Consider the following 20,593-nt stretch of genomic DNA (forward strand, 5'->3'; position numbering starts at 1 on the left):
TCCCACCCGACGCAATGCGCGTCAAAAGCTCGTGGCGTAAAGTTGTTGTTGACTGGCCCGTCAGCTCGCCCTGAACCGAATCCCTGCCCACGTTGGCGAGAGGGGCAGAGACGGGGGTGCACGCGTTAGCAATCGGGGCATCTTTAATCCCAGAGGGCCAAAGATGCCGCGAATCCTAACCAGGAGGGGCCGAAACCCGCTAAGATGCGCCGATTCTCAACGCCCCTGGCAGAGGGGCCGACTGCGCGCCGGGGACGCCCCACTCCCATCCGGCACAATACGCATCAAAAGCTGTGAAAGTGTTTGCGGGCACCGTCCATACTCTCGCACACCTTCCGACAGCGCTATAAGCCCCAGTGTAAACGGGGGTCTCTACCACCACACGTCGCCCGCGGTGTACCAGCCGGACAGGTCGCCAACAACCGTAGGGCCCTCCCCCTCGGTTACCGGGTCAAGGCGAATCTGGCGCTCATCGCCAGAGGTGAACTGCCGAACGACGTAGGTTGCCTGGCCATAGTCCTTGCCGCCGAGCGACGTCAGGCTGAAGGTGATGTTGTCCCCGTCGAGGCTGAAGGTACCCGTCCCCTCGGCACCACCATACCCGTAGAGCCAGCGGGTCACCGTACCGTCGGGAGCGAGCGCAAGGCACACGACGCCGGCGTTTGCCATGGGGTCGTCGAGCATCCAGACTCCCGTGCCGGAAGTGAGCCATGCGAGCGTGTCGGATGCAAGCGAGGCGTCCTCATCCCCTTGCGCGGTAAGCTCATCGGAGGAGGTGGGCGTGTCCTCGGGGACATAGGTCCCGTCGAGCTCCGCGATACCACAGGCTAGGTCGAACGAGCCGTCGTCGTTCAACGTAATCGCGAGCGTGACGTTGCCATAGTCAAGAGACTCGACCGCAATCGAGCCCTCTCCCCCGTCGAACGCGACCATAACCGGCTGGTAGTTGGTGAGGCTGAGCATGCGATAGCCGGCCTCCGCCTCATGGCTGAAGGTGAGGCCACCGTCGGCGGGCGCGACGTCAAACGTGGACCACGTGCGCTCCGTGTCTCCCACGCGCCGATAAGTGCCCGAGAAGCCCGTGAGGTCAACCTCACCGCTTGCCACGTCTCCCGCACAGCCGCACTCGCACGTTCCCGTGAGCGCCCTGTCGGCAAGGCCATAGAACATGCCCTCGTACTTCTCGATAAGTTCGATCATTTGGGAGCGCGTCTGCTGCTGCGCCGCTGCAGCGTCAACGATTGCCTGGGCGCCCTCCTGGTTCATCCAGGGACGGTTTCCCACGGCATCGGCCCAGCTCGACGCCTCGTCAAGCGCAAACAGCTCGAAGCTCAGATAAGCCTTCCAGCCCTTGACGAACTCAGCCGCGGAAGGTGCCTCGCCGCCCTGCACGAGCTCGCCATTCGTCGCCAAGAACGCGTCGCTCAGCCCCTGCCTGAGGTACTGGCAGCATATAGGTGACAAGCATGCCCATGTTGGCGTCCGCGTCCTCACCCGTGGAGAAGACGAGGTCGAGCCCGTCCATCCCGAGCGACAAGATCGGGTTGTCCCCGCTGAGGGCATCCCACACGCGGCTCATGACCACGTCAGCCGCCGCGGCGGTCATCTGCGACGCAGCGAGCTCCACTCCGTCCTCGTCAAACACGAGGCTCTCGTCAACCGCACTTCGATATGCATCGAGCACACGGTCTGCTGCCGCAGCGAAGTCGTTGTTTCCCGCCTCGGCAGCCCGGTCGCGCGCGCCCTCGAGCAGTACGATGCGCGCCTCGTCGGCACCAAGTGCGGCATCGATGCCAGACCACGCCTCGCCAAAGCGCGCCGCGGACTGGGCGGCGAACCACCCATCGCCCACCGCGTCGGAGAACGCGCCGAGCGCGGCAGAGTCCCCCGAAACGTGCGCGCCGAGGTCCTCTCCCGTGAGGCCCTTCCAGCCATCGAGGAACCGGTCGTACTCGGAGGCGAGGTCGGCCTCGTTCTCCGCCGTCATGCTGAACAGCGTCGTCAGAATGCCCGCGGCGGAATCCGCCGTTCCCGCGTCGTCAAGGTCAAGGCCTTCCTCGGCCGCAGCGTCCTCCGAGCCGGAAACAGCGCTCACAGAGTCCTCGTCAAACGCCAGCCAACTGAGGATCGCGGCCTCGTACAGATGCTGCGAGGACAGATCCGAGGGACCGTTGTAGAGGCTGTTCAGGAATGCCGCCGAGAGAGCAAGCCCAGTGTCCTCTGAAATCTGCTCGCCGATCTTTTCGTACTCGGGCGCAGAGAAGTCCAGGAAGGTGGAGTAGAGCGAATCGCCGCCCGACGTCGTCGCCTGCGCGACCCAGGGGTACATGCCAAGCTCCAAGGCACGACGGGCCTGCGCACACGCGTCATCCGGGCAGTCATCACCACACGTGCAGGCGAGCGGCGTCCCCGGCTTGAGCGTGACGGCAAGCTCGAGAGACGCGGGCTCAGCCTGTGGAGGCTCGCTTGCGTTGGCATCGGGTTCCGCATTCGGGATACCGGACGGAGCGCAGCCAACAAGCACCAGGAGCAGGCATGCAGCGAGAACCGCCAGTTCGGCCTTTGCTGTTACAGTCTGCATTGCTCTGCCCAGGGCACCTCTGCACATCACGGCCTCCGCTTGTTGCTTAACGACGTTCCTGTGCAAAAGCTTAATGCATTGCCGTTGCGGTTTGAGCTAGCCTGCGAGGGCGGAGGCTCTGCCGTAGGCATTCAGTTATATAGCGAACTGAATAGGGCGGCATTTAGACAAGCGCGCTGAATCAGATGTAAGGCGACTTTTAGTTTTTAGACACAGCATTTTAGTCTCTCCGGAACAGGTCGCGGGTGTAGACCTTATCCGCCACGTCCGCGAGCTCGTCCGACCAGCGGTTCGCGACGATGACGTCGCAGCGGGACTTGAACGCCCCGAGGTCGGAGGTGACCTCGGACCCGAAGAACTCGTCGCCCCTGAACGTGGGCTCGTAGACCACCACGGGCACGCCCTTGGCCTTGACGCGCTTCATGACGCCCTGGACGGAGGAGGCGCGGAAGTTGTCCGAGCCGCTCTTCATGGTCAGGCGGTAGACGCCCACCACGGGCTTGGGAACGCCTGCGTAGACAAGCCCAGCGACCCTCTTGAGCACTTCGTCGGCCACGAAGTCCTTGCGGGTGGCGTTGGAGTCCACGATGGCCCGGATGAGGTCCTGGGGGACGTCGCGGTAGTTGGCGAGGAGCTGGCGGGTGTCCTTCGGCAGGCAGTAGCCGCCGTAGCCGAAGGAGGGGTTGTCGTAGAAGTCGCCGATGCGCGGGTCGAGCGACACGCCCCGGATGACGTCCGCCGTCGATAGCCCCTTGGTGGCGCAGTAGGTGTCGAGCTCGTTGAAGTAGGAGACGCGCAGCGCCAGGTAGGTGTTGGCGAAGAGCTTCACGGCCTCGGCCTCCGTGCAGCCGAGGACGAGCTTGGGAATTCCCACCGTTCCATCGGCGTTCTTGCGGGACCTTTCGACTGGGTCCGCCCCCTCCTCGAGTAGCGATGCGAACCGCTCCGCCGCCGCTACGGCATCAGCATCATCCTTTGGCGCCCCAACCACGATGCGGCTCGGGTGCAGATTGTCATAGAGAGCGTGTCCCTCGCGCAGGAACTCGGGAGAGAAGATGATCTTAGAATCCCCCCGCTCCTCGCGAATACGCTCCGTATATCCAACGGGAATAGTCGACTTGATGACGATCCAAGCATCCTGGTTCACCGAGCGCGCAGCATCCATCGCGGCCTCCACGGCACTGGTGTCGAAGGAGTTGGTGTCCGTATCGTAGTTAGTAGGGCAGGCCACCACCACGTAGCAGGCATCTCCGTAAGCCTCGGCGGCATCCGTTGTCGCCTCGAAGGAGAGGCCCATCTCCTCCTTATTGGACAGGAACCGTTCGATCTCCGCGTCCCGGATGGGCGAGACGCTCCTTCGGAGCATCTCGACCTTCTCGGGCACGATGTCAAGGGCTTTCACGTTGTTGTACTGACTCAACAGCAAGGCGACGGAAAGGCCGACGTAACCAGTGCCCGCAACCGCAATTTGCATATCAGTTCTCCTTAACTTAATATTTCTGCTGCAGAACTCATCGTCTATGGTGGCTTTAATCCGTTGCTGACGGAACCGAATATATACAGCTAGCCAAACGTCACTGTGTTCGGGCAAATAATCCCTTTACAAGATTCTTTTCATAGTCATCGAATGCGAACATCCAGCAAGTCATTGCGTACACAAGAAACGCTATCACGCCGCATATGACAAATCCGGCCCAGCCCTCAACTGGAAGAAGCGCAGACACAACGCAACCCCCTGTCAGTGTAATCACTGCCGGAGCCAACCATCTCAAGAATGTCTGGATGAAGAACGAGGAAAGGTCTATTCCGAGTTTCATCTTGTATAGAACGTTCTCACCAAGCGTCCTCAAGAAGTACGCAACGCAAATCGAAACGCATCCCCCAAAAGCTCCGAGAAAACGAGTAAGCACGAATCCCAGTGCGATGTTACAGGCAGCCATTCCAATGAACACGATCGACTTTTCCTTCACATGGCCGGAAGCCGTTATTGCCGTCCCGCCTATTAACTGCGGAAGCTCGAACACAGAAGGCAAAATGAGAAGAACCGTGCATGCCCACAGAGGCTCGTATCCCTCCCCCATCCAGCAATCGACAAATCGCGTCCCGATCGCAAGGAAGCAAACGAAGATGAAGCCGATGATGTAAAGTTGGATTCTTCCTATGCGGATCATCAGACTCTGAAGCCCTTCGTCCTCCCCGGCTAGGGATCGCGAGACCTTTGGCATGAACATGCCGTTCAGGGCAGCCGCGACGGTATAGACGTATCCCTCGAGGGACGATGCAAGTCCGAATAGCGTCACTTCGATTGTTGATGAGGTCATAGCAATAATCGACGGCATGATGGAGAAAATAAGCCTCTGACAAATCTGCGAAACGGTAACCCACACCGAGAAGCCAATCACCTGCCCGGCAGTCCCGGAGTCCCAGCTGCCGACGTTGACGGTCACGTCGGTCCATTTTGAAACGATGAATAGCTTAACTAGCGTAACGGCAACGCTGACAAGCGCGTTTACAGCGACCAGGGCGTAAACCCCCCACCCAAGGAGCAGCGCCACGACGATTAGAGCGACAGTTCCGACCTTCTGCGCAAGATTGCAGAGGTTCAGTGCGACGAAGCGCTCCTTCGCTGTAAGGATGCCAGAAAGTGGTGAGAACGGAAAGGAGAAGAGGCTGTAGAGGGCTACGATGAGGTAGAGCCCTCTGAATACCTGCAGCTGATGCGGGCCAAGCCCCGCGTAAATTGCGTCGATATTGATATATATGATAAGCAACACGATGGCAATCGCGGCAGTGATGATCAAGTAAACTTTGAATACGATGCCGAGAAACCCTGCGACGAGCTCGTCCCTCCCCTCAGCGTAGTACTTCGACATGAACCTCGAGACTGCATCCCCGAGGCCGAAGTCGAGCAGGAAGAAGTTGACGACGGAGATGGCAAGCGTGTACAGGCCGTAGTCATCGGAGCCGATGCAGGAGATCATCCAGGGCGTGTAGAGCAGACCCGCCAGCGTATTGAACGCGACGGCAGCATACGAAATTGCCGCACCGGCCTTTAGCTGGCTATACATTATTCATTCCCCGGATGCTGCATTTTTTATCTGCTCTACTTTCTACTCCATCAAGATATCCGCAAAGAATCCAAAACATAAACGAGCAAGTACCCGGTCCAAAAGGCGGAAAACCCTCAAGAAGCGATTCGACAATGTAGAAAACTGTGAGACATGCCAAAAATCGAAACAAGTGACGGCAGGACTTCGGAATACCTTCTATCCGTGAGCCCCTTGAGAGGTTAAGAATGACGCGAGGCACCCAAAATCCCATCAGCAAGAAAAAACCAATGATGCCCAAATTTGCGAGCAGGTTGATATACATGTTGTCGACGTAGTAGTCACCTAGACCGAACAGCTCCCGACCATTGATGCTCTCAAGCGCCTTTTCCCATAGACCCAATCTTCCGCTGGACATGGCGTTCGCATCGGCACCCTCATATTTATCCAGAAAAAAGGCGTGCACAAAAAACTCTCGCCATTCCGAAGAGAAAATAAGCGTAAGAATTATTACGATGCATGCAAAAAGCAGCAGCTTCTTCTTTCTTCGCAAAACCAGTAGAAATACGAAAGCGCAACAAATAGCGAGAAAGGCTGTCCGACACTGAATCAACAGGGAACATATCGACAGGCTAAAACTGATTAGCAAATTGAATGCTTGCCAGCGTAACTGCTTTGACTCATCAAATGCGTTGACCAGAAGGATTATTGCCGCAACTCCAACGATTTGGCCCAAGCTGTTTTTGCTCTCAAAGAGATACGTCATGCTCGATAGCCATTCAGAAAAACCGGGGAAATAGCTTACCAAGGCCCAACAAAGATATATGCAGGAGGCCAAAACATAAGCTATCTGAATACTCGTCCAACCAGAATCCAGAGAGATCAAATTTCGGCAAAGTGTGCCAATCAGGTACATAAGCAGGCATTTCAAGTAAAGCTGGAAAAAACCAGTTAAATAGCCAATTTCGCCAAATACCAGATAGCAACAAGAGCAATACACTGCAAGCAGGACCGCAATAAATACGGTCGCAAAAGTCATGCCGGAAAACCTAATATCATTTCGCTGGTGTACACATAGATAAATTACAAGAACAATCCAAAGCGTCGTATAGGCAATAGAAAGACGTGAATCAATCTGAGCGATAACCGTCACAAAGGATCCTATTGCTACAGCAAGACATACTTTATTATCAGTTAATTTACAAGGGGTGACTCGCGTAAACGGCATCATGTCTATTCAGCCAGTTCTATTGAGCGCTTTGCGATATCCGAATAAAGGAAAGATTTTGCCGCACATGACGCGTTATGTTTAATTTGAGACGCAAAACTATCAGACGAAGAGACTCTCATAATTGCTCTGACAATCTCCTCAGCTCCACCGCTGTCAAGAAACATCACATTATCATTGATATTTACATGCTCGGTACCCGGCCAACGTTTCACAATGAGGGGCTTTCCCATCGCTGCAGCTTGCTCCCAGTAGACTGAATGCCTTCCCGGAAAACAGACAACATCTGCCGCAGCAAAATAGTCATAAGACTCAGAAGCATTGGCCCAAGATACATGAACCATCTTATCCGAATCAAACTTTTCGTCAAACTCCTCCTTCATCTCTGAAGCAATCGGTCCAAACACTAACAGTTTTATGTGCTCGTCCATTAAGCGCACTGCATCCATAAGCTGAAGTGTTTGACGCTTTTCTGTATCTATTTTTCCACCAGTCACTACGACAAAATCATCATCAGTAAATCTAAAACGATTACGGATTGATATACGAACTGGCGAATTGCTCGCACGCTCAACCTCATCGTCGTCAGCGCCCATCACGAGCAAGGCACATTTAGCGCGTGGTAAATCATAATTTTCTACAAGAAAATCAACACGAGCGGGGAGAACTCCCCAGAACATGCTTGTATAAGGTGCAACAAGCTTTGCACACCGTTTCCAAATTAAGCGGTGAAGAACATGCTTTGAAAGCCAATTACGTGCGCTGTTGCTATAGTCTGCATGATTGTCAACATAAACTTTAATGCCAGGATGGTTCTCAAGATATGCAACCACAATATCTATATCAAGAAATTGACACCCATGGATGAAAAGAATATTAGGAGCCGCTTTTTCTAGAGCATCCGCGAGCCCAATAAACCGATTGAGTTTGCGATAAATCTGCATTGGTGATTTATACGCCAAACGCGTAACTGGTATATTATACTCATTCAAATAGCTAGTTGGTTTAGGTAGAATGATGTCAAGACCACCCTTGTCAAAGCTTAGCAGCGATGCAATAACTTCGACGTCATATCCTAGCCGCTTATGCCATTTAGGAAGCATGTTCTCTTGATAAGTAAACCCATCGGGAAAAAAGCATGCTAGACAAAGATGCACAATTTTCAAAGTAGCCCCTCGCTTTCTAGCAAGGCCTTTGGGTTAGCGAACAACGCAGCATTCTCATATAGCCGATCATCATCCCAGTCCCACCATTTGAGTTTGAGCAAGCCATTCACTACATCATCGGAAAAACGTCTATGGATCTCTTTAGCAGGCGCGCCCACAACAACCGCGTAAGGCCTCACATCATGAGTGACAACTGAGTGTGCACCTACAACGGCGCCGTCCCCTATACTGACGCCACCTCTAATAAAGACACCTTCACCAATCCAGACATCATTTCCGATTACAACTCTTTCGGAATCTTCGAATTCAGCCTGTGCAAAATTCTTATTAAAGATATTCTTGCCCGCCAGAAATATGGGCGAAGTTGATACTTGATGTACTGGATGTTCGCCTCCTCCAATCGCACAATAGCTCGCAATCGAACAAAAGCTGCCTATGACGGTATTGCAGACAGAATTATTCGCACCCATATAACTATATTTTCCCAATGCAACCATTATGCAATTAGAGCCAGACCCTATCCGTCCTCGCCTGTCAATTTCACAGTCTCGCAAAGCGGGTCGATATATATATTTAATCATTTTGTTAACTATTAGTCCAAGATTGAACTTCACTTTCGTGTGCCCCTATCTCCCAGACAAAATATTTATTTTATTGATTACAAACCAGATAGGACGAATGCCAACGAGAAATAGTAACCAATTAGAGAGCGTTAGCTTGCCCCCTCCGCTTTCTGTACGAACTCTAAGCAAGTCCCACTCTTTGGGATACGGCCAGAGTCCCATATTTCGAAGCATCTGAAATGGGCTGTCCTTAAATCCAGCGCGAAGGCGATAATATATATATCCAGCCGTAGCACGAGCAGACCATTTTATAATTCGTTGACTTTCGTTTTGAAAAGTACCTTCATGTAAGATTTTCTGCAAGTTAGTAGCAATTCTCAACATGCTTTCAGCGCATATGGAGAAATCTCTGGTAGCCATTGCCGAGCGCTGGCTTTGTCTATAAAAATAGCATCGATCTTCCACAACAAGGCATCTCGGCCGATGAAGTCTTACACACTGTACGAAAAACGTATCTTCTTCGTACTTCAGCTCAGTATCAAAAGTCATATTTCCGAATTCAGCTGATGAAAAAATGTATCTCCATACGCTTCCAGACAGAGTCATCTCATCTACATAATATTTCGATATATCCATCGGCTTAACATATTTAAATTCAAAGCCATTTTTAAAGTTGAACTGGGCAACTGTACAATGCAATTCGCGCATTAAATCACAGATGATTTTAAGCGAACCTGGGACAACTACATCATCAGCATCAACAAACTGGAAATAAGAACCAGTCACTTGACTTAATCCCAAGTTTCTTGCTGCTGATACTCCAGCATTAGCCTGATGAAATGTTCGAATATTTAGATGTACTTTTGACCATTTTCTTATAATTTCTACTGAGCTATCTGTTGAACCATCATCTATACAGAGAACCTCGAACTCATCGTCTTTGAACCCCTGCATAAAAATGCTTCGCAGACAATCATCTAGATACTGATTTGCATTATATACAGGTATGATTATTGAGAGAACAGGCTTATTTATCATTTGGATTTTGCCCATTGAGTTCCTTTTCATAAATTTTTGCGTCTACGAGAAACCGATACCAATAGGCTTGGAGAAACGCATACATCTTGCCAGGTTTGCCATCCAGAAAACCAAAACGGAAGTAATAGCGATAAATGAAATATAGGTGAGCCCGCAAAAACAATGGCAGCTTGTAATACAGGTTATCTCTTAGGGATTTCGTCCTCTCAGCTTCCCCGTAGAGAGTCGCGAGCTCAGGATTGTTTTCACGCACGTAAAAATAATCAGTGACTTCTCGCGTTGAATAATTATTGTGCTTAATCGTCCAGCTTGAAAGATCCTTGAAATCATAGTGAAGGCAATCATGCTCTAAATTGACAGATCGTCCTTCTGATAAGACTATATGCTCACCCATGGCCCGATCTTCATAGCGACCAAAACCATTCTTAAAAATTGTCAAGTTATAAAAGGGATAGACACCTCCATGAGTGAGAAAACGGCCCATAAAAAATATCTTAAACTTCATGACTAGACCGTTAACATTATCCTCAGCGTGCTCTTCGCAAGCTTGTTCGATTTCGCAAGCAAGCTCAGGGGTTACTACTTCATCAGCATCAATACGGTATATCCATTTTGTATCAATGGGAATATTGTCTATTGCCCAGTTGAACTGCGCGGCATAGTGAATCCACTCGTGCTCATAAACCTCAGCGCCGTAAGAAAGAGCAATTTCCTTCGAAGAGTCAGTGCTGCCCGAATCAACAACCACGATGCGCTTCACAAGGCCTTTTATCGAATCAAGGCAGTTTGGCAGATTCTTTTCCTCATTTTTGACTAGCACTATTGCTGTCATGTCGCAGGGTGTCTTTATATCCATTAGAAAGCTTTCCTCCACACCATTTTGTCCACGATGCCGGTGTAAGACTGGACGATCTTCACGACCTTAGTTGAGACGGTCTCGCCAGCATAGTCCGGTACGGGCGCCTCTGGATGACTTCCCTCCTCCTCGAGTGCCACAGCGGTGCGCACCGCCTGCAGAAGCCCCCTCTCGGTAATTCCCGCGAGGGTGAAGCACCCCTTCTCGAGCGCCTCAGGGCGCTCAGTAGAGGTTCGGATGCACACCGCAGGGAACGGGCGTCCCACGCTGGCGAAGAAGCTCGACTCTTCGGGCAGGGTGCCGGAGTCCGAAACCACGCAGAATGCGTTCATCTGCAGGCAGTTGTAGTCGTGGAAGCCCATGGGTTCGTGCATGCGCACGCGCGGGTCGAGCTTGAAGCCGGTCTCCTCGAGGCGCTTCCTGGAGCGCGGGTGGCAGCTGTAGAGTATCGGCATGTCGTAGGCCTTCGCGAGCGCGTTGATCGCGGAGAAGAGGGACTCGAAGTTCGCCTTAGTGTCGATGTTCTCCTCGCGGTGGGCGGAGAGAAGCATGTAGCGCTTGGGCTCGAGGCCCAGCTCGTCGAGGACGTTCGACGCCTCGATCTTCCCGAGGTTCCTGTGAAGGACCTCGGCCATGGGGCTTCCCGTGACGAACGTGCGCTCAGGTGCGCAACCCGTGTCCTTCAGATAGCGGCGCGCGTGCTCGGAGTAGGCCAGGTTCACGTCCGATATCACGTCCACGATGCGGCGGTTCGTCTCCTCGGGCAGGCACTCGTCCTTGCAGCGGTTGCCCGCCTCCATGTGGAAGATGGGGATGTGAAGCCTCTTCGCGGGGATGGCGGAAAGGCAGGAGTTAGTATCCCCTAGGATCAGCAGCGCGTCGGGTTTAACATGCACCATGAGCTTGTAGGAGCGGTCGATGATGTTGCCGATGCTCTCGCCGAGGTCGCCGCCCGCGCAGTCAAGGTAGACGTCGGGGTCATCGAGTTCGAGGTCGCGGAAGAAGATGCCGTTCAGGGTGTAGTCGTAGTTCTGACCCGTGTGTGCCAACAGGCAGTCGAAGTGCCGCCTGCACTTCTTGATGACCTCTGAGAGGCGGATGACCTCGGGGCGAGTGCCCACGATGATGAGGAGCTTCAGGCGGCCGTCGCCCTTGAAGGAGACATCCGAGTAGTCGATGGGCATGCTATACCTCCTCGTAATAGGTGTCGGGTGCCTCGGGGTCGAACGGCTCGTTGGCCCACATGACGGTCACGAGGTCGTCTGTCTCGGAGAGGTTCGTGATGGAGTGCGTCATGCCGGGCGCCATGTCTACGACGACCGGCTCCGCGCCGGAGACGCGGTACTCCTCCACCGGGTACGGCTCGCCCTCGGCGTCCGTCCCGATGCGGCGCAGGCGGATGAGCGCCTCGCCCGACACCACAAGGAAGCGCTCCCACTTGGACTGGTGCCAGTGGTTGCCTTTGGTGATCCCGGGCTTGGAAACATTGACGGAGACCTGCCCCCTGTCAGGGGTGCGCAGGAACTCCGTGAAGGAGCCGCGTTCGTCCACGTTCGCATGAAGCGGATAGGCGAGGCATCCCCCATCGTAATAGCTCTCGAAGGTGCTCCAGAGCTTCTTTGAGAGGGAGCCCTCCGTCAGATCGGGCACGGAGAGGTCCTCACGGCTCTGCCGGAACGATTCGAGCATGGAGACGATCTCCCCAAGCGTCGCACGGTCAGTCGGACCAGCGTGGCAGAACTCCCCCTCAGGGTCGAGCACGGCTCGAACTCCGTCATAGCGGCAGCGGGTAATGTTGCTGATCAGTGCCTCGAGCATAGCGTCGACGAGGTCGCCCACCCAGAGGAGCTCGAGTTCCGTGGATGGGTCGTCCACGTGGAACGGCCTGCCATTCGATATAGCGTCGCAGAACGTGGCGACAGCCGAGTTGTAGCGCGGGCGGCACCACTTGCCGTAGAGGTTCGGGAACCGGTAGACCAGGACCGGGGCCCCGGTGCGCTCGGAGTACTCCCGGAATAGTTTTTCTCCCGCGAGCTTGGACTCGCCATAGGGGGAGTTGGCATAGCGGCCCTCGAGCGTCGCCTGGACCGAGCTCGAGAGCATGACCGGGCAGCGGTTGCCGTGGTGCTCCAGCAGGCCCAACAGCTCCGAGGCGAACCCGAAGTTGCCCCGCATGAAGTCCGCGGGGTCCTCCGGGCGGTTCACGCCCGCCAGGTTGAAGACGAAGTCGGCCTCGGAACAGTAGAGCGAGAGCTCCTCGCGGGAGCCGTCACGGTCGTACTCGAAGACCGTGAGGGGCAGCAGGGACTGGTAGCGCAGGCGGCGGTCCTTGCCGTCGCGGACGTTCTTGAGCGCCTCGCAGAGGTTCCTGCCCACGAACCCCTTGGCGCCGGTGACGAGAACCTTCACTACTGCACCGCCTCGTTCTCGCGGCCCTCGAGGGCGAGCCGCACGTACTCGGCGGTCTTGATCTTCTCGATGGTTTCCTCGACGTTGAGTCTGCGCGTGTTGTGGCTCGTGTAGGGCTCATCCGCTTGAGTCTTGACCTCGCCCTCCACGACGAACTGATCGTAGTTGAGATCGCGCGAGTCGCATCTCACGCGGAAGTACTCGCCCATGTCCTCGGCACGGAGCCTCTCCTCTCGGGTCATGAGGGTCTCGTAAAGCTTCTCGCCATGACGCGTGCCGATAATCTGGGTGCCCGTGTGGCCGAACACCTCCTGGACCGCCTCGGCGAGGTCACCGATGGTGGATGCCGGCGCCTTCTGGATGAAGAGGTCGCCCGGCTCCGCGTGCTCGAAGGCGAACTGCACGAGGTCCACCGCTTCATCGAGGTTCATGAGGAAGCGGGTCATGTGAGGGTCGGTCACCGTGAGAGGCTCTCCCTTGCGGATGCGGTCGATGAAGAGCGGGATCACGCTGCCGCGAGAGCACATGACGTTGCCATAGCGGGTGCAGCAGATGGTGGTGCGTCCGGCGCCGTTGCGAGCGTTGGCGTAGATGATGGACTCCATCATGGCCTTGGACTTGCCCATGGCGTTGATGGGGTAAGCGGCCTTGTCCGTGGAGAGACAGACCACGCGGTCCACGCCCTCGTCGATGGCGGCGTGGAGCACGTTGTCGGTGCCGATGACGTTGGTGCGCACCGCCTCCATGGGAAAGAACTCGCAAGAGGGAACCTGTTTGAGCGCGGCCGCGTGGAAGATGTAGTCCACGCCGTGCATGGCGTCGCGCACGCTCTGGGCGTTGCGCACATCGCCGATGAAGAAGCGGACCTTGTGCGCCTCTTCTGGATAGCGCTCCTGGAGCATGTGGCGCATGTCATCCTGTTTCTTCTCGTCACGCGAGAAGATGCGGATCTCACCGATGTCACTCTTCAGAAAGTGCTTGAGCACGGTATTGCCAAAACTGCCCGTACCACCCGTAATCATGAGGGTCTTGCCGGAAAAGGCAGAGAAATCAGCCATTTAGTTAACCTCCGCAAGTTGTGAGAGAAGGCTTTCCAGCCTCTCGAAGAACCGTTCTTTGGTGAAGCGCTTCTGGTAATAGGAGCGAGAGGCTGCCCCCATACGCTCGCGAGAATCGACCGGCAGAGCCGCAAACTGACGCACGATCTCCGCCAGCCCCCAAGCGTCTGCAGTCCCACACGTGAGACCACACCCGGCCTCGTCTATGACGCGCTTTGTCTCACCAGACAGCGCAGCAAGTATGGGCTTGCCCGCGGCGAGATAGGTCGTTGCCTTTCTGGGAAGGGTATAGGTTGCCATCGGGCTGTCCTCAAACGTGACGAGCATGGCATCCGAGGCGGAATAGTACGCAGGCATGTCCTCGAGTGGCCTTCGACCATGAAACGTAACGCTTCGAACGCCGAGCTCATCCGCGCGGGCTTCGCAGCTTGCCAACTGCGAGCCGGACCCGACAACGTGAAACGCAACCTCTGGCTCATCCACAAGCAGGGCGGCAGCTTCGACAATGGTTATGACCGACTGAGCCTGACCAACGTTTCCCGCAAAAGTGAGGTTGATCTTTGATGGGTCATAGCCCTCAGGAACCGGGAGCCCTTCAGTCGTAGAAAACGAGTCCTCGGCAAACTGGGGGAGATAGGCGGAGTCCTCACGCACGATACCAAGTTCGTTGCGGAAGTACTCATCGAACAGAGGCGATGTGACCGCAATGCGGTCAGCCTGACGATAGATTCGCTTAGAGACGGCCGTCATCCACTTATACGGGAGAGAGTCATCGGAAAACCCGCCGGCCGTCAAACTCACCGGCCACAGGTCAAAGCAATAGAGCAGCATCTTCTTGTGGTGCTGGCGCGCATAGACAAGCCCGGGGTCGACTTGCATGACCGGTGAGAACTGATAGCCCAGCACGACGTCAAAGTCGTCCTTGAGCTTTCCCGCCAGCTTGTTGGCGTTGTACCAGAAGGAGAGGTAGTTCAGCACTCTGTTCTTTGCCCCGGAAAGACGGGGGTGCAGCTTTACGCGCAGAACGCGTACGCCGTTTATCAGCTGATCCCAACGCGCAGGGTCTCGCCAGTCCCTAGGAATGTCGTTATCGGGCATACCCGTGTTTGGCAGGGCGGTAATGACTGTCACCCCATGGCCACGCCTAGCCAACTCCTCGCAAACCTCGCTGGTATTGAAGGGCTCTGGCCAATAATGCTGGCACACGACGAGGACGCGCATTACCGCGCCCCCTCCCCCGACTTCACCACGCCGAGCGTGCGCAGGATGAGCTTGAGATCCAGTCCCAAGCTCCGATGCTCGATATACTCCAGGTCAAGCACGACCTTCTCCTTGGGCAGCAGGTCATAGCCGCCCGTCACCTGAGCAAGGCCGGAGAGGCCGGGGCGCACCTTCGTGCGCCAACGCCAGCCGTGAATGCGCTTCTCGAACTCACGACAGAAGGCCGGGCGCTCCGGACGCGGGCCGATGAGACTCATATCGCCCTTGACGATGTTCCAGAACTGCGGAATCTCGTCCACGCGGGTTTTTCTCATCACGCGCCCAAAGGGCGTCACTCGTGGGTCGTCGCCCGCTGCCCAGCGTGCGCCGCGAGCCTCCGCGTCAACGTACATGGAGCGGAACTTGTAGATGTTGAACTCGCGTCCGTTCTTGCCCACGCGGCGCTGAGCGTAGATGACGGGGCCCGGCGACTCGCTCTTGATCTTGAGGGCAATGACAGCCATCGGAATCGCCAGGACAACAAGTGCACAGCTGCAGGACACTATGTCAAAGGCACGCTTGACAAAGCGGTAGCCCAGCCCTCCCGCAACGCGCGGCTCGCTGAGCTCAATCACGTCATCGCCGGGCAGAAGCTTTCTAATCACGTCCAAGGGGATGCCCACCGCCGTGAGGTCGGGCTCGTGCTTGCCCGCCTCGCTGAGCACGGCCGCCTCGCGTCGGGACGCAAGGTCCAGCCCCACGTCCTTCTCGCTGGCGTCAATCGCTCTTTCTGACAATCTCAAGACCTACCTTGATCGTCTTTGTTCTGCCGAACATGCGCATGTCCAGGTAGACAACCCGCTTGTAGCGGTTGATCTTGCTGATGAGGCCCTCGTGGCCCACGAGGGGGCCGTCGGTCACGATCACGCGGTCTCCCTCTATCACGCCCACGCTCATCTCCACGGTCTTGGAGACGGGCTCGAGCAGGGCGTTCAGCCAGGAGACCTCTTCGGGGCTCAGGGGGGTGATTCTCTCGTCGTTCTTTCCCAAAAGGCGCGTGAACTGCGGCACGGCCCTCAGACGGTCGGAGACGCCCAGCACGTCATCAGTGGTGATGAAGAGATAACCCGGGAAGAGCAGCTCGGTCACGCTCACCCACTCGCCGTCCACGCGGCGCTTGACCTCCCGGCGCGGGATGAAGCACTCCCCCACCAGGTCACCCAGCAGCCTCATGACAAGCGTGCGCACGCGGCTCTCCAGGCCACCCGTGACCTGGATGACGTACATGGACATACGGCACCTCCACAGGCAAGGCCCCTGGTCGCGCTGGCAAAAACGGCCATGCACTGCCACCCGGGCGCTTGCTCGAGAAAAAAGCGACGATATTCACCCTCCGCAAGCCCCGGCAACGAACCCTGGGAAACGATTGCCTACCTGCGAATATGTGCGCCCGCGGCGCAGGCTGGGAGACCAGAGCCTCCTTCGCCGCTCTCACGCGCTCCCATGAGCGCGGCGAAGGGGTCTCTGGGGCCCGCCGCTACGGCACCCCGGCGTGGGCGCCGCGCGTGGGGTAGTCGCGCACGGCCTCGGCCAGGAGCGCGTAGTGCTCCGGTCGGTGCGCGTCGCTCGCTATGTAGCGGTAGAGAAGCTGGTCGAACATCTTCCGCGCAGGACGCCTCTCACGGCCCAGCCGCCCGCCGGCCACGAAGTCCGCGGACGCCTGCAGCTTGCATCCCATACGCACCAGGCGCGCGGCAAGCCCCACGTTGCGCTGGATGGCGCGGTAGCGCTCCGGGTGCGCGATGATCACGTCGTAGCCCATGCCCTGGAGCTCGAAGATCGTGCGCTCGTAGCCGGCGAAGCTCGCCTCGGAGCAGCCGGGGTCAAGCTCCAGCAGGAACTCGTTGGTGCCGTCAAAGGCCAGCCGCGGCGCCCACTCGGACACACCCAGCTCAACGAGCTTGGCGTGCGCCACCTCGAAGCCCATCTGCAGCGGGAAGCCGCCGGCGTGGGCGCGGAGGTCCTCGTAGGCGGCCCACATGGCGTCGTAGTCAAAGTAGGGGTCGCGCGCGTGCGGCGTGCAGACGATGGAGGTGACGCCGGCGGCACGGGCCGCCTCCAGCATGTCGAGGCTCATTGCCAGGTCACGGGCGCCGTCGTCAACTCCCGGTAGAATGTGGCTGTGGATGTCTCGCATGTCCGTCTCCCCCTTCCTCTGCCCGAGGTCCCTTCTCGCCCCGCCTGCGCCGGCCGAGCTGCTAGTCGTCCGTGCGGGTCCTTGGCTGGTAGCCAGCGATGAACTGCGCGGTGGAGTCAGGAGACACGGCGTGCTGCTGGGGCTGCGGGATGGGCCGGAGCCCGGACGCGGCCTGCGCCTGCTGGCGCGTGGGGGCCGCCTGGGCGGTGGCGCGGGAGATCTGGTCCTCGGCCGCAGAGCGCGAGGGCTCGCTGCCGTAGTGGGAGTAGTAGCCGTACCCCGCGGACTCGTTGTCACAGCAGTTGAGAACGGCGCCCACCAGGTTGACGTCCGCCTGGCGGAGCTGGGTGTAGGCGGCCACGAGCTCGTCACGACGCACGAAGTTCTCGCGCACCACGAGGACCGTGGCGTCCGCCACGGAGCCCAGCACGGCCGCGTCAACGAAGGCGCCCACCGGCGGGGTGTCCATGACCACGTAGCCAAAGCTCTTGCGGACCCCCTGGAGCAGGCCGCGGAAGCGCTTGGAGGAGAGGATGTCCGTGGGGTTGGGGATGCCCGGCTCGGCGTCCAGGAAGAAGAGCCCCTGGGTCTTGGTGGGGACCACGGACTCGTCGAGGTCCGCCTCGCCGGAGAGCACGGCGTAGATGCCGTGACGGCCGTGCACGTCAAGCATCGCCGCGAGCGAGCGCTTGCGCATGTCGCACTCGATGAGCAGCACGCGCTTGCCGCTTGCCGCCAGGGCGCGCGCAAGCTCAACGGAGACGAAGGACTTTCCCTCGTTGGGGACAGACGACGTCACCACGATGCTGCTGACGGGGTTGTCCACGGAGGCAAAGCGGATGTTTGCCGCAAGCGTCTTGGCGGCGTTCTGGACGGCTACGCGGCTCGAGCCCTTCTTCTTTCCCGGCATGCTAGCGCCCCTCCCTCATAGTCGGAATGCGGCCGATGACCGGGAGCTCAAGCAGGGCCTCGACCTCCTCCTGGCTTCTGACCTTGGTGTTGAGCATGTCGGCAATAACCACGACGGCGACGGCCGCAAACAGGCCCGCCATGAAGGCCACGGCCACGTAGAGCACGCGGTTGGGGCCGCTGGGGGCCGCAGGCGTGGTGGCGGCGTCGATGGCGTTGACGCTCTCCACGTTCATGACCTCGCGGGCGATCTCGGACACGTTGTCGACCATGCCGTTGGCGATGTCCGCCGCGGTCTGCGGGTCCGGCCCGGTGACGGAGAGACCGATCACGCGCGAGGTGGTCTCGCTGGTGACGGAGGTCTCATAGCCGTCGAGGTTCTCCAGGCCGAGGTCGGAGGCGGTCTCGCTGAGGACGCGGTCGCTCGTGAGCAGCGTGGAGACGTCGTTGGAGATCATCTGGGAGGCGTTGAGGTCCGTAGAGAGGTTGCTGCTCCCCGTGTCCTGCTCCTCGCCCTGTGCCAGCACGTACATGCTGGCCGTAGCCGTGTAGGTGTTGTGCATGAACGCGAACGCGTAGACGCCCATGACGAGCGCGCACACGACGGGCAGCGCCAGCACCAGACCCAGGTGCTTCCTCAGCAGGTGGAGCAGTTCCAGCAGGGTCATCCCCCGTACCTCCCATTCCACCGGGGGCAGGCCCCAGTCCACTTTCGTGCCATTCGTGCCGGTACGCAACATCGTGGTACGCGACGTTGTATTTATACAACACATTGTTGGGGGGAGGGTATCGCATTTGTTAACGCCACACAATCGGGGCGCAAGGACGTCGCGGACGGGTCGGCGCCGTCATGTGCCAGCATGGCCTGGCGGGCACGAAGAAGGGCCGAGAAGGACCCGCGACTGCAGGTTCTTCTCGGCCCCTTGGTGTCTGTGGGCGCCGGGCGCGCACCCGGCTGTAAGGGCTCCCCTACCGGAGCTCATCCACCGCGGCGCGCAGCTCGTCCACGCGGTCGGTGGCCTCCCAGGTGAAGTCCGGGTCCTCGCGACCAAAGTGGCCGTAGGCGGCGGTCTTCTCGAAGATGGGGCGGCGCAGGCGCAGGTCGCGGATGATGGCGCCCGGGCGCAGGTCGAAGACGCGCTCCACGGCGGCCTCGATCACGGAGTCCGGCACCGTGCCCGTGCCGAAGGTATCAACCATGATTGAGAGCGGGTGGGAGACGCCGATGGCGTAGGCCAGCTCGATCTCGCAGCGGTGCGCGAGGCCCGCGGCCACCACGTTCTTGGCCACCCAGCGCGCGGCGTAGGCGGCCGAACGGTCCACCTTGGTGCAGTCCTTGCCGGAGAAGCAGCCGCCGCCGTGGCGACCCATGCCGCCGTAGGTGTCCACGATGATCTTGCGGCCGGTAAGTCCGGTGTCGCCCATGGGGCCGCCCACCACGAAGCGCCCGGTGGGGTTCACATAGATGTCCGCCTTGTCCCACTTGATGCCCGCCGCGTCGAGCACCGGCGCAATCACGTGGCGGGTCATGTCCGCGCGCACCTGGGACATGTCCTCCACGTCCTCGGCGTGCTGCGTGGAGACCACCACGGCCGTGACCTCGACGGGGCGGCCGTCCTCGTAGCGCACGGTCACCTGGGTCTTGCCGTCCGGCCGCAGGTACGGCACCGTGCCGTCCTTGCGCACCTGCGCCAGGCGCTCGGCCATGCGGCTCGCCAGGTAGTGCGGCATGGGCATGAGGACGTCGGTCTCGTCCGTGGCGTAGCCGAACATCATGCCCTGGTCGCCCGCGCCCACGAGGTCGAGCGGGTCGGTGGTACGGCCGGCCTGCGCGTCGTAGGACTCGTCGACGCCGGCGGCGATGTCCGGGCTCTGCTCGTGGATGAGATTGAGCACGCCGCAGGTGTCGCAGTCGAAGCCGTACTTGGCGCGGTCGTAGCCGATGCGGCGGATGACCTCGCGCGCGATCTTCTGGACGTCGACGTAGGCCTCGGTGCGGATCTCGCCGGCCACGATCACGGTGCCGGTGGTGACGAAGGTCTCGCACGCGCAGCGCACGTTGTCGACGCTGGCGGGCACGCCCGAGGGCGAGACGTACCCCTTGGCCTCGAGCTCCGCCTCCTTGGCGAGAAGGGCGTCGAGGATGGCGTCGGAGATCTGGTCGCAGATCTTGTCCGGGTGGCCCTCCGTCACGCTCTCGGAGGTGAAGAGGTAGCTGCGGGGCGTGGCGCTGGTGGAACGAGAGGTGTCTTGCATGTGAGTCACTCCTTAGGCGGTTTCCCCGACGGCCGTTACCATTCCGTCGGGCATGCGACAAAGCCCTCTTATCCTACCCGCTGCG

19 protein-coding genes are annotated in these 20,593 nt (G+C 58.2%); all 19 read right to left on the reverse strand.

The genetic code is table 11. The annotated features are described in order from the left end of the window. Positions 1–372: 372 nt before the first annotated feature. The 19 genes from H9X80_RS05075 to metK all read right to left on the reverse strand — a co-directional run bounded on the left by H9X80_RS05075 (position 373) and on the right by metK (position 20,508). Entirely contained in the window at positions 373–1,413 is a 1,041-nt protein-coding gene (locus H9X80_RS05075; RefSeq protein WP_204793258.1) for a hypothetical protein, read from the reverse strand. After that, positions 1,361–2,329: a hypothetical protein gene (locus H9X80_RS05080; RefSeq protein WP_204793259.1), complete on the reverse strand. Its 969-nt coding sequence runs from the start codon at positions 2,327–2,329 to the stop codon at positions 1,361–1,363. Before H9X80_RS05080 ends, H9X80_RS05075 begins: the two co-directional genes overlap by 53 nt. A gap of 472 nt (positions 2,330–2,801) precedes the next feature. Continuing rightward, positions 2,802–4,055 (reverse strand): nucleotide sugar dehydrogenase, encoded by a 1,254-nt coding sequence (locus H9X80_RS05085; protein ID WP_204793260.1) that lies wholly within the window; start codon positions 4,053–4,055, stop codon positions 2,802–2,804. Positions 4,056–4,155: 100 nt separating this feature from the next. Beyond that, positions 4,156–5,649, reverse strand: a complete 1,494-nt coding sequence (locus tag H9X80_RS05090; protein WP_204793261.1) for a hypothetical protein — start codon at positions 5,647–5,649, stop codon at positions 4,156–4,158. Then, complete coding sequence (locus tag H9X80_RS05095; protein WP_204793262.1) at positions 5,642–6,859, reverse strand: O-antigen ligase family protein; 1,218 nt, start codon at positions 6,857–6,859, stop codon at positions 5,642–5,644. The genes H9X80_RS05090 and H9X80_RS05095 overlap by 8 nt, the downstream gene beginning before the upstream one ends. Positions 6,860–6,861: 2 nt before the next feature. Continuing rightward, positions 6,862–8,013 (reverse strand): glycosyltransferase, encoded by a 1,152-nt coding sequence (locus H9X80_RS05100; protein ID WP_342590876.1) that lies wholly within the window; start codon positions 8,011–8,013, stop codon positions 6,862–6,864. 5 nt (positions 8,014–8,018) lie between these two features. After that, positions 8,019–8,636: a CatB-related O-acetyltransferase gene (locus H9X80_RS09265; protein WP_342590874.1), complete on the reverse strand. Its 618-nt coding sequence runs from the start codon at positions 8,634–8,636 to the stop codon at positions 8,019–8,021. 12 nt (positions 8,637–8,648) lie between these two features. Beyond that, positions 8,649–9,638, reverse strand: a complete 990-nt coding sequence (locus H9X80_RS05110; protein WP_204793264.1) for a glycosyltransferase — start codon at positions 9,636–9,638, stop codon at positions 8,649–8,651. Next, positions 9,613–10,455 (reverse strand): glycosyltransferase family 2 protein, encoded by an 843-nt coding sequence (locus H9X80_RS05115; RefSeq protein ID WP_204793265.1) that lies wholly within the window; start codon positions 10,453–10,455, stop codon positions 9,613–9,615. The genes H9X80_RS05110 and H9X80_RS05115 overlap by 26 nt, the downstream gene beginning before the upstream one ends. Positions 10,456–10,478: 23 nt before the next feature. Beyond that, on the reverse strand, positions 10,479–11,663 hold the full coding sequence (gene wecB / locus H9X80_RS05120) for a non-hydrolyzing UDP-N-acetylglucosamine 2-epimerase (protein ID WP_204793266.1): 1,185 nt from the start codon (positions 11,661–11,663) through the stop codon (positions 10,479–10,481). A gap of 1 nt (position 11,664) precedes the next feature. Continuing rightward, positions 11,665–12,888, reverse strand: a complete 1,224-nt coding sequence (locus tag H9X80_RS05125) for an NAD-dependent epimerase/dehydratase family protein (protein ID WP_204793267.1) — start codon at positions 12,886–12,888, stop codon at positions 11,665–11,667. Beyond that, entirely contained in the window at positions 12,888–13,946 is a 1,059-nt protein-coding gene (locus tag H9X80_RS05130) for a polysaccharide biosynthesis protein (RefSeq protein WP_204793268.1), read from the reverse strand. Before H9X80_RS05130 ends, H9X80_RS05125 begins: the two co-directional genes overlap by 1 nt. After that, positions 13,947–15,167 carry a glycosyltransferase family 4 protein gene (locus tag H9X80_RS05135; protein WP_204793269.1) on the reverse strand — a complete coding sequence of 407 codons (1,221 nt, stop codon included), beginning with the start codon at positions 15,165–15,167 and terminating at the stop codon, positions 13,947–13,949. Beyond that, positions 15,167–15,943 (reverse strand): sugar transferase, encoded by a 777-nt coding sequence (locus H9X80_RS05140; RefSeq protein WP_204793270.1) that lies wholly within the window; start codon positions 15,941–15,943, stop codon positions 15,167–15,169. The genes H9X80_RS05135 and H9X80_RS05140 overlap by 1 nt, the downstream gene beginning before the upstream one ends. Then, the gene (gene loaP / locus H9X80_RS05145; RefSeq protein ID WP_204793271.1) at positions 15,924–16,439 is read right to left on the reverse strand and encodes an antiterminator LoaP; all 516 of its coding nucleotides are present in this window, start codon (positions 16,437–16,439) and stop codon (positions 15,924–15,926) included. The genes H9X80_RS05140 and loaP overlap by 20 nt, the downstream gene beginning before the upstream one ends. Positions 16,440–16,683: 244 nt before the next feature. Then, positions 16,684–17,343 (reverse strand): CpsB/CapC family capsule biosynthesis tyrosine phosphatase, encoded by a 660-nt coding sequence (locus H9X80_RS05150; RefSeq protein ID WP_204793272.1) that lies wholly within the window; start codon positions 17,341–17,343, stop codon positions 16,684–16,686. A 61-nt stretch (positions 17,344–17,404) separates the two neighbouring features. Next, on the reverse strand, positions 17,405–18,253 hold the full coding sequence (locus H9X80_RS05155; RefSeq protein WP_204793273.1) for a tyrosine-protein kinase family protein: 849 nt from the start codon (positions 18,251–18,253) through the stop codon (positions 17,405–17,407). Position 18,254: 1 nt separating this feature from the next. Continuing rightward, entirely contained in the window at positions 18,255–18,920 is a 666-nt protein-coding gene (locus tag H9X80_RS05160) for a YveK family protein (protein ID WP_204793274.1), read from the reverse strand. 301 nt (positions 18,921–19,221) lie between these two features. Next, entirely contained in the window at positions 19,222–20,508 is a 1,287-nt protein-coding gene (gene metK, locus H9X80_RS05165) for a methionine adenosyltransferase (protein ID WP_204793275.1), read from the reverse strand. Between the last annotated feature and the right edge of the window lie 85 nt (positions 20,509–20,593).

Origin of the sequence: Olsenella profusa (assembly GCF_016900315.1) — a bacterium.
Taxonomy (GTDB): domain Bacteria; phylum Actinomycetota; class Coriobacteriia; order Coriobacteriales; family Atopobiaceae; genus Thermophilibacter; species Thermophilibacter profusus_A.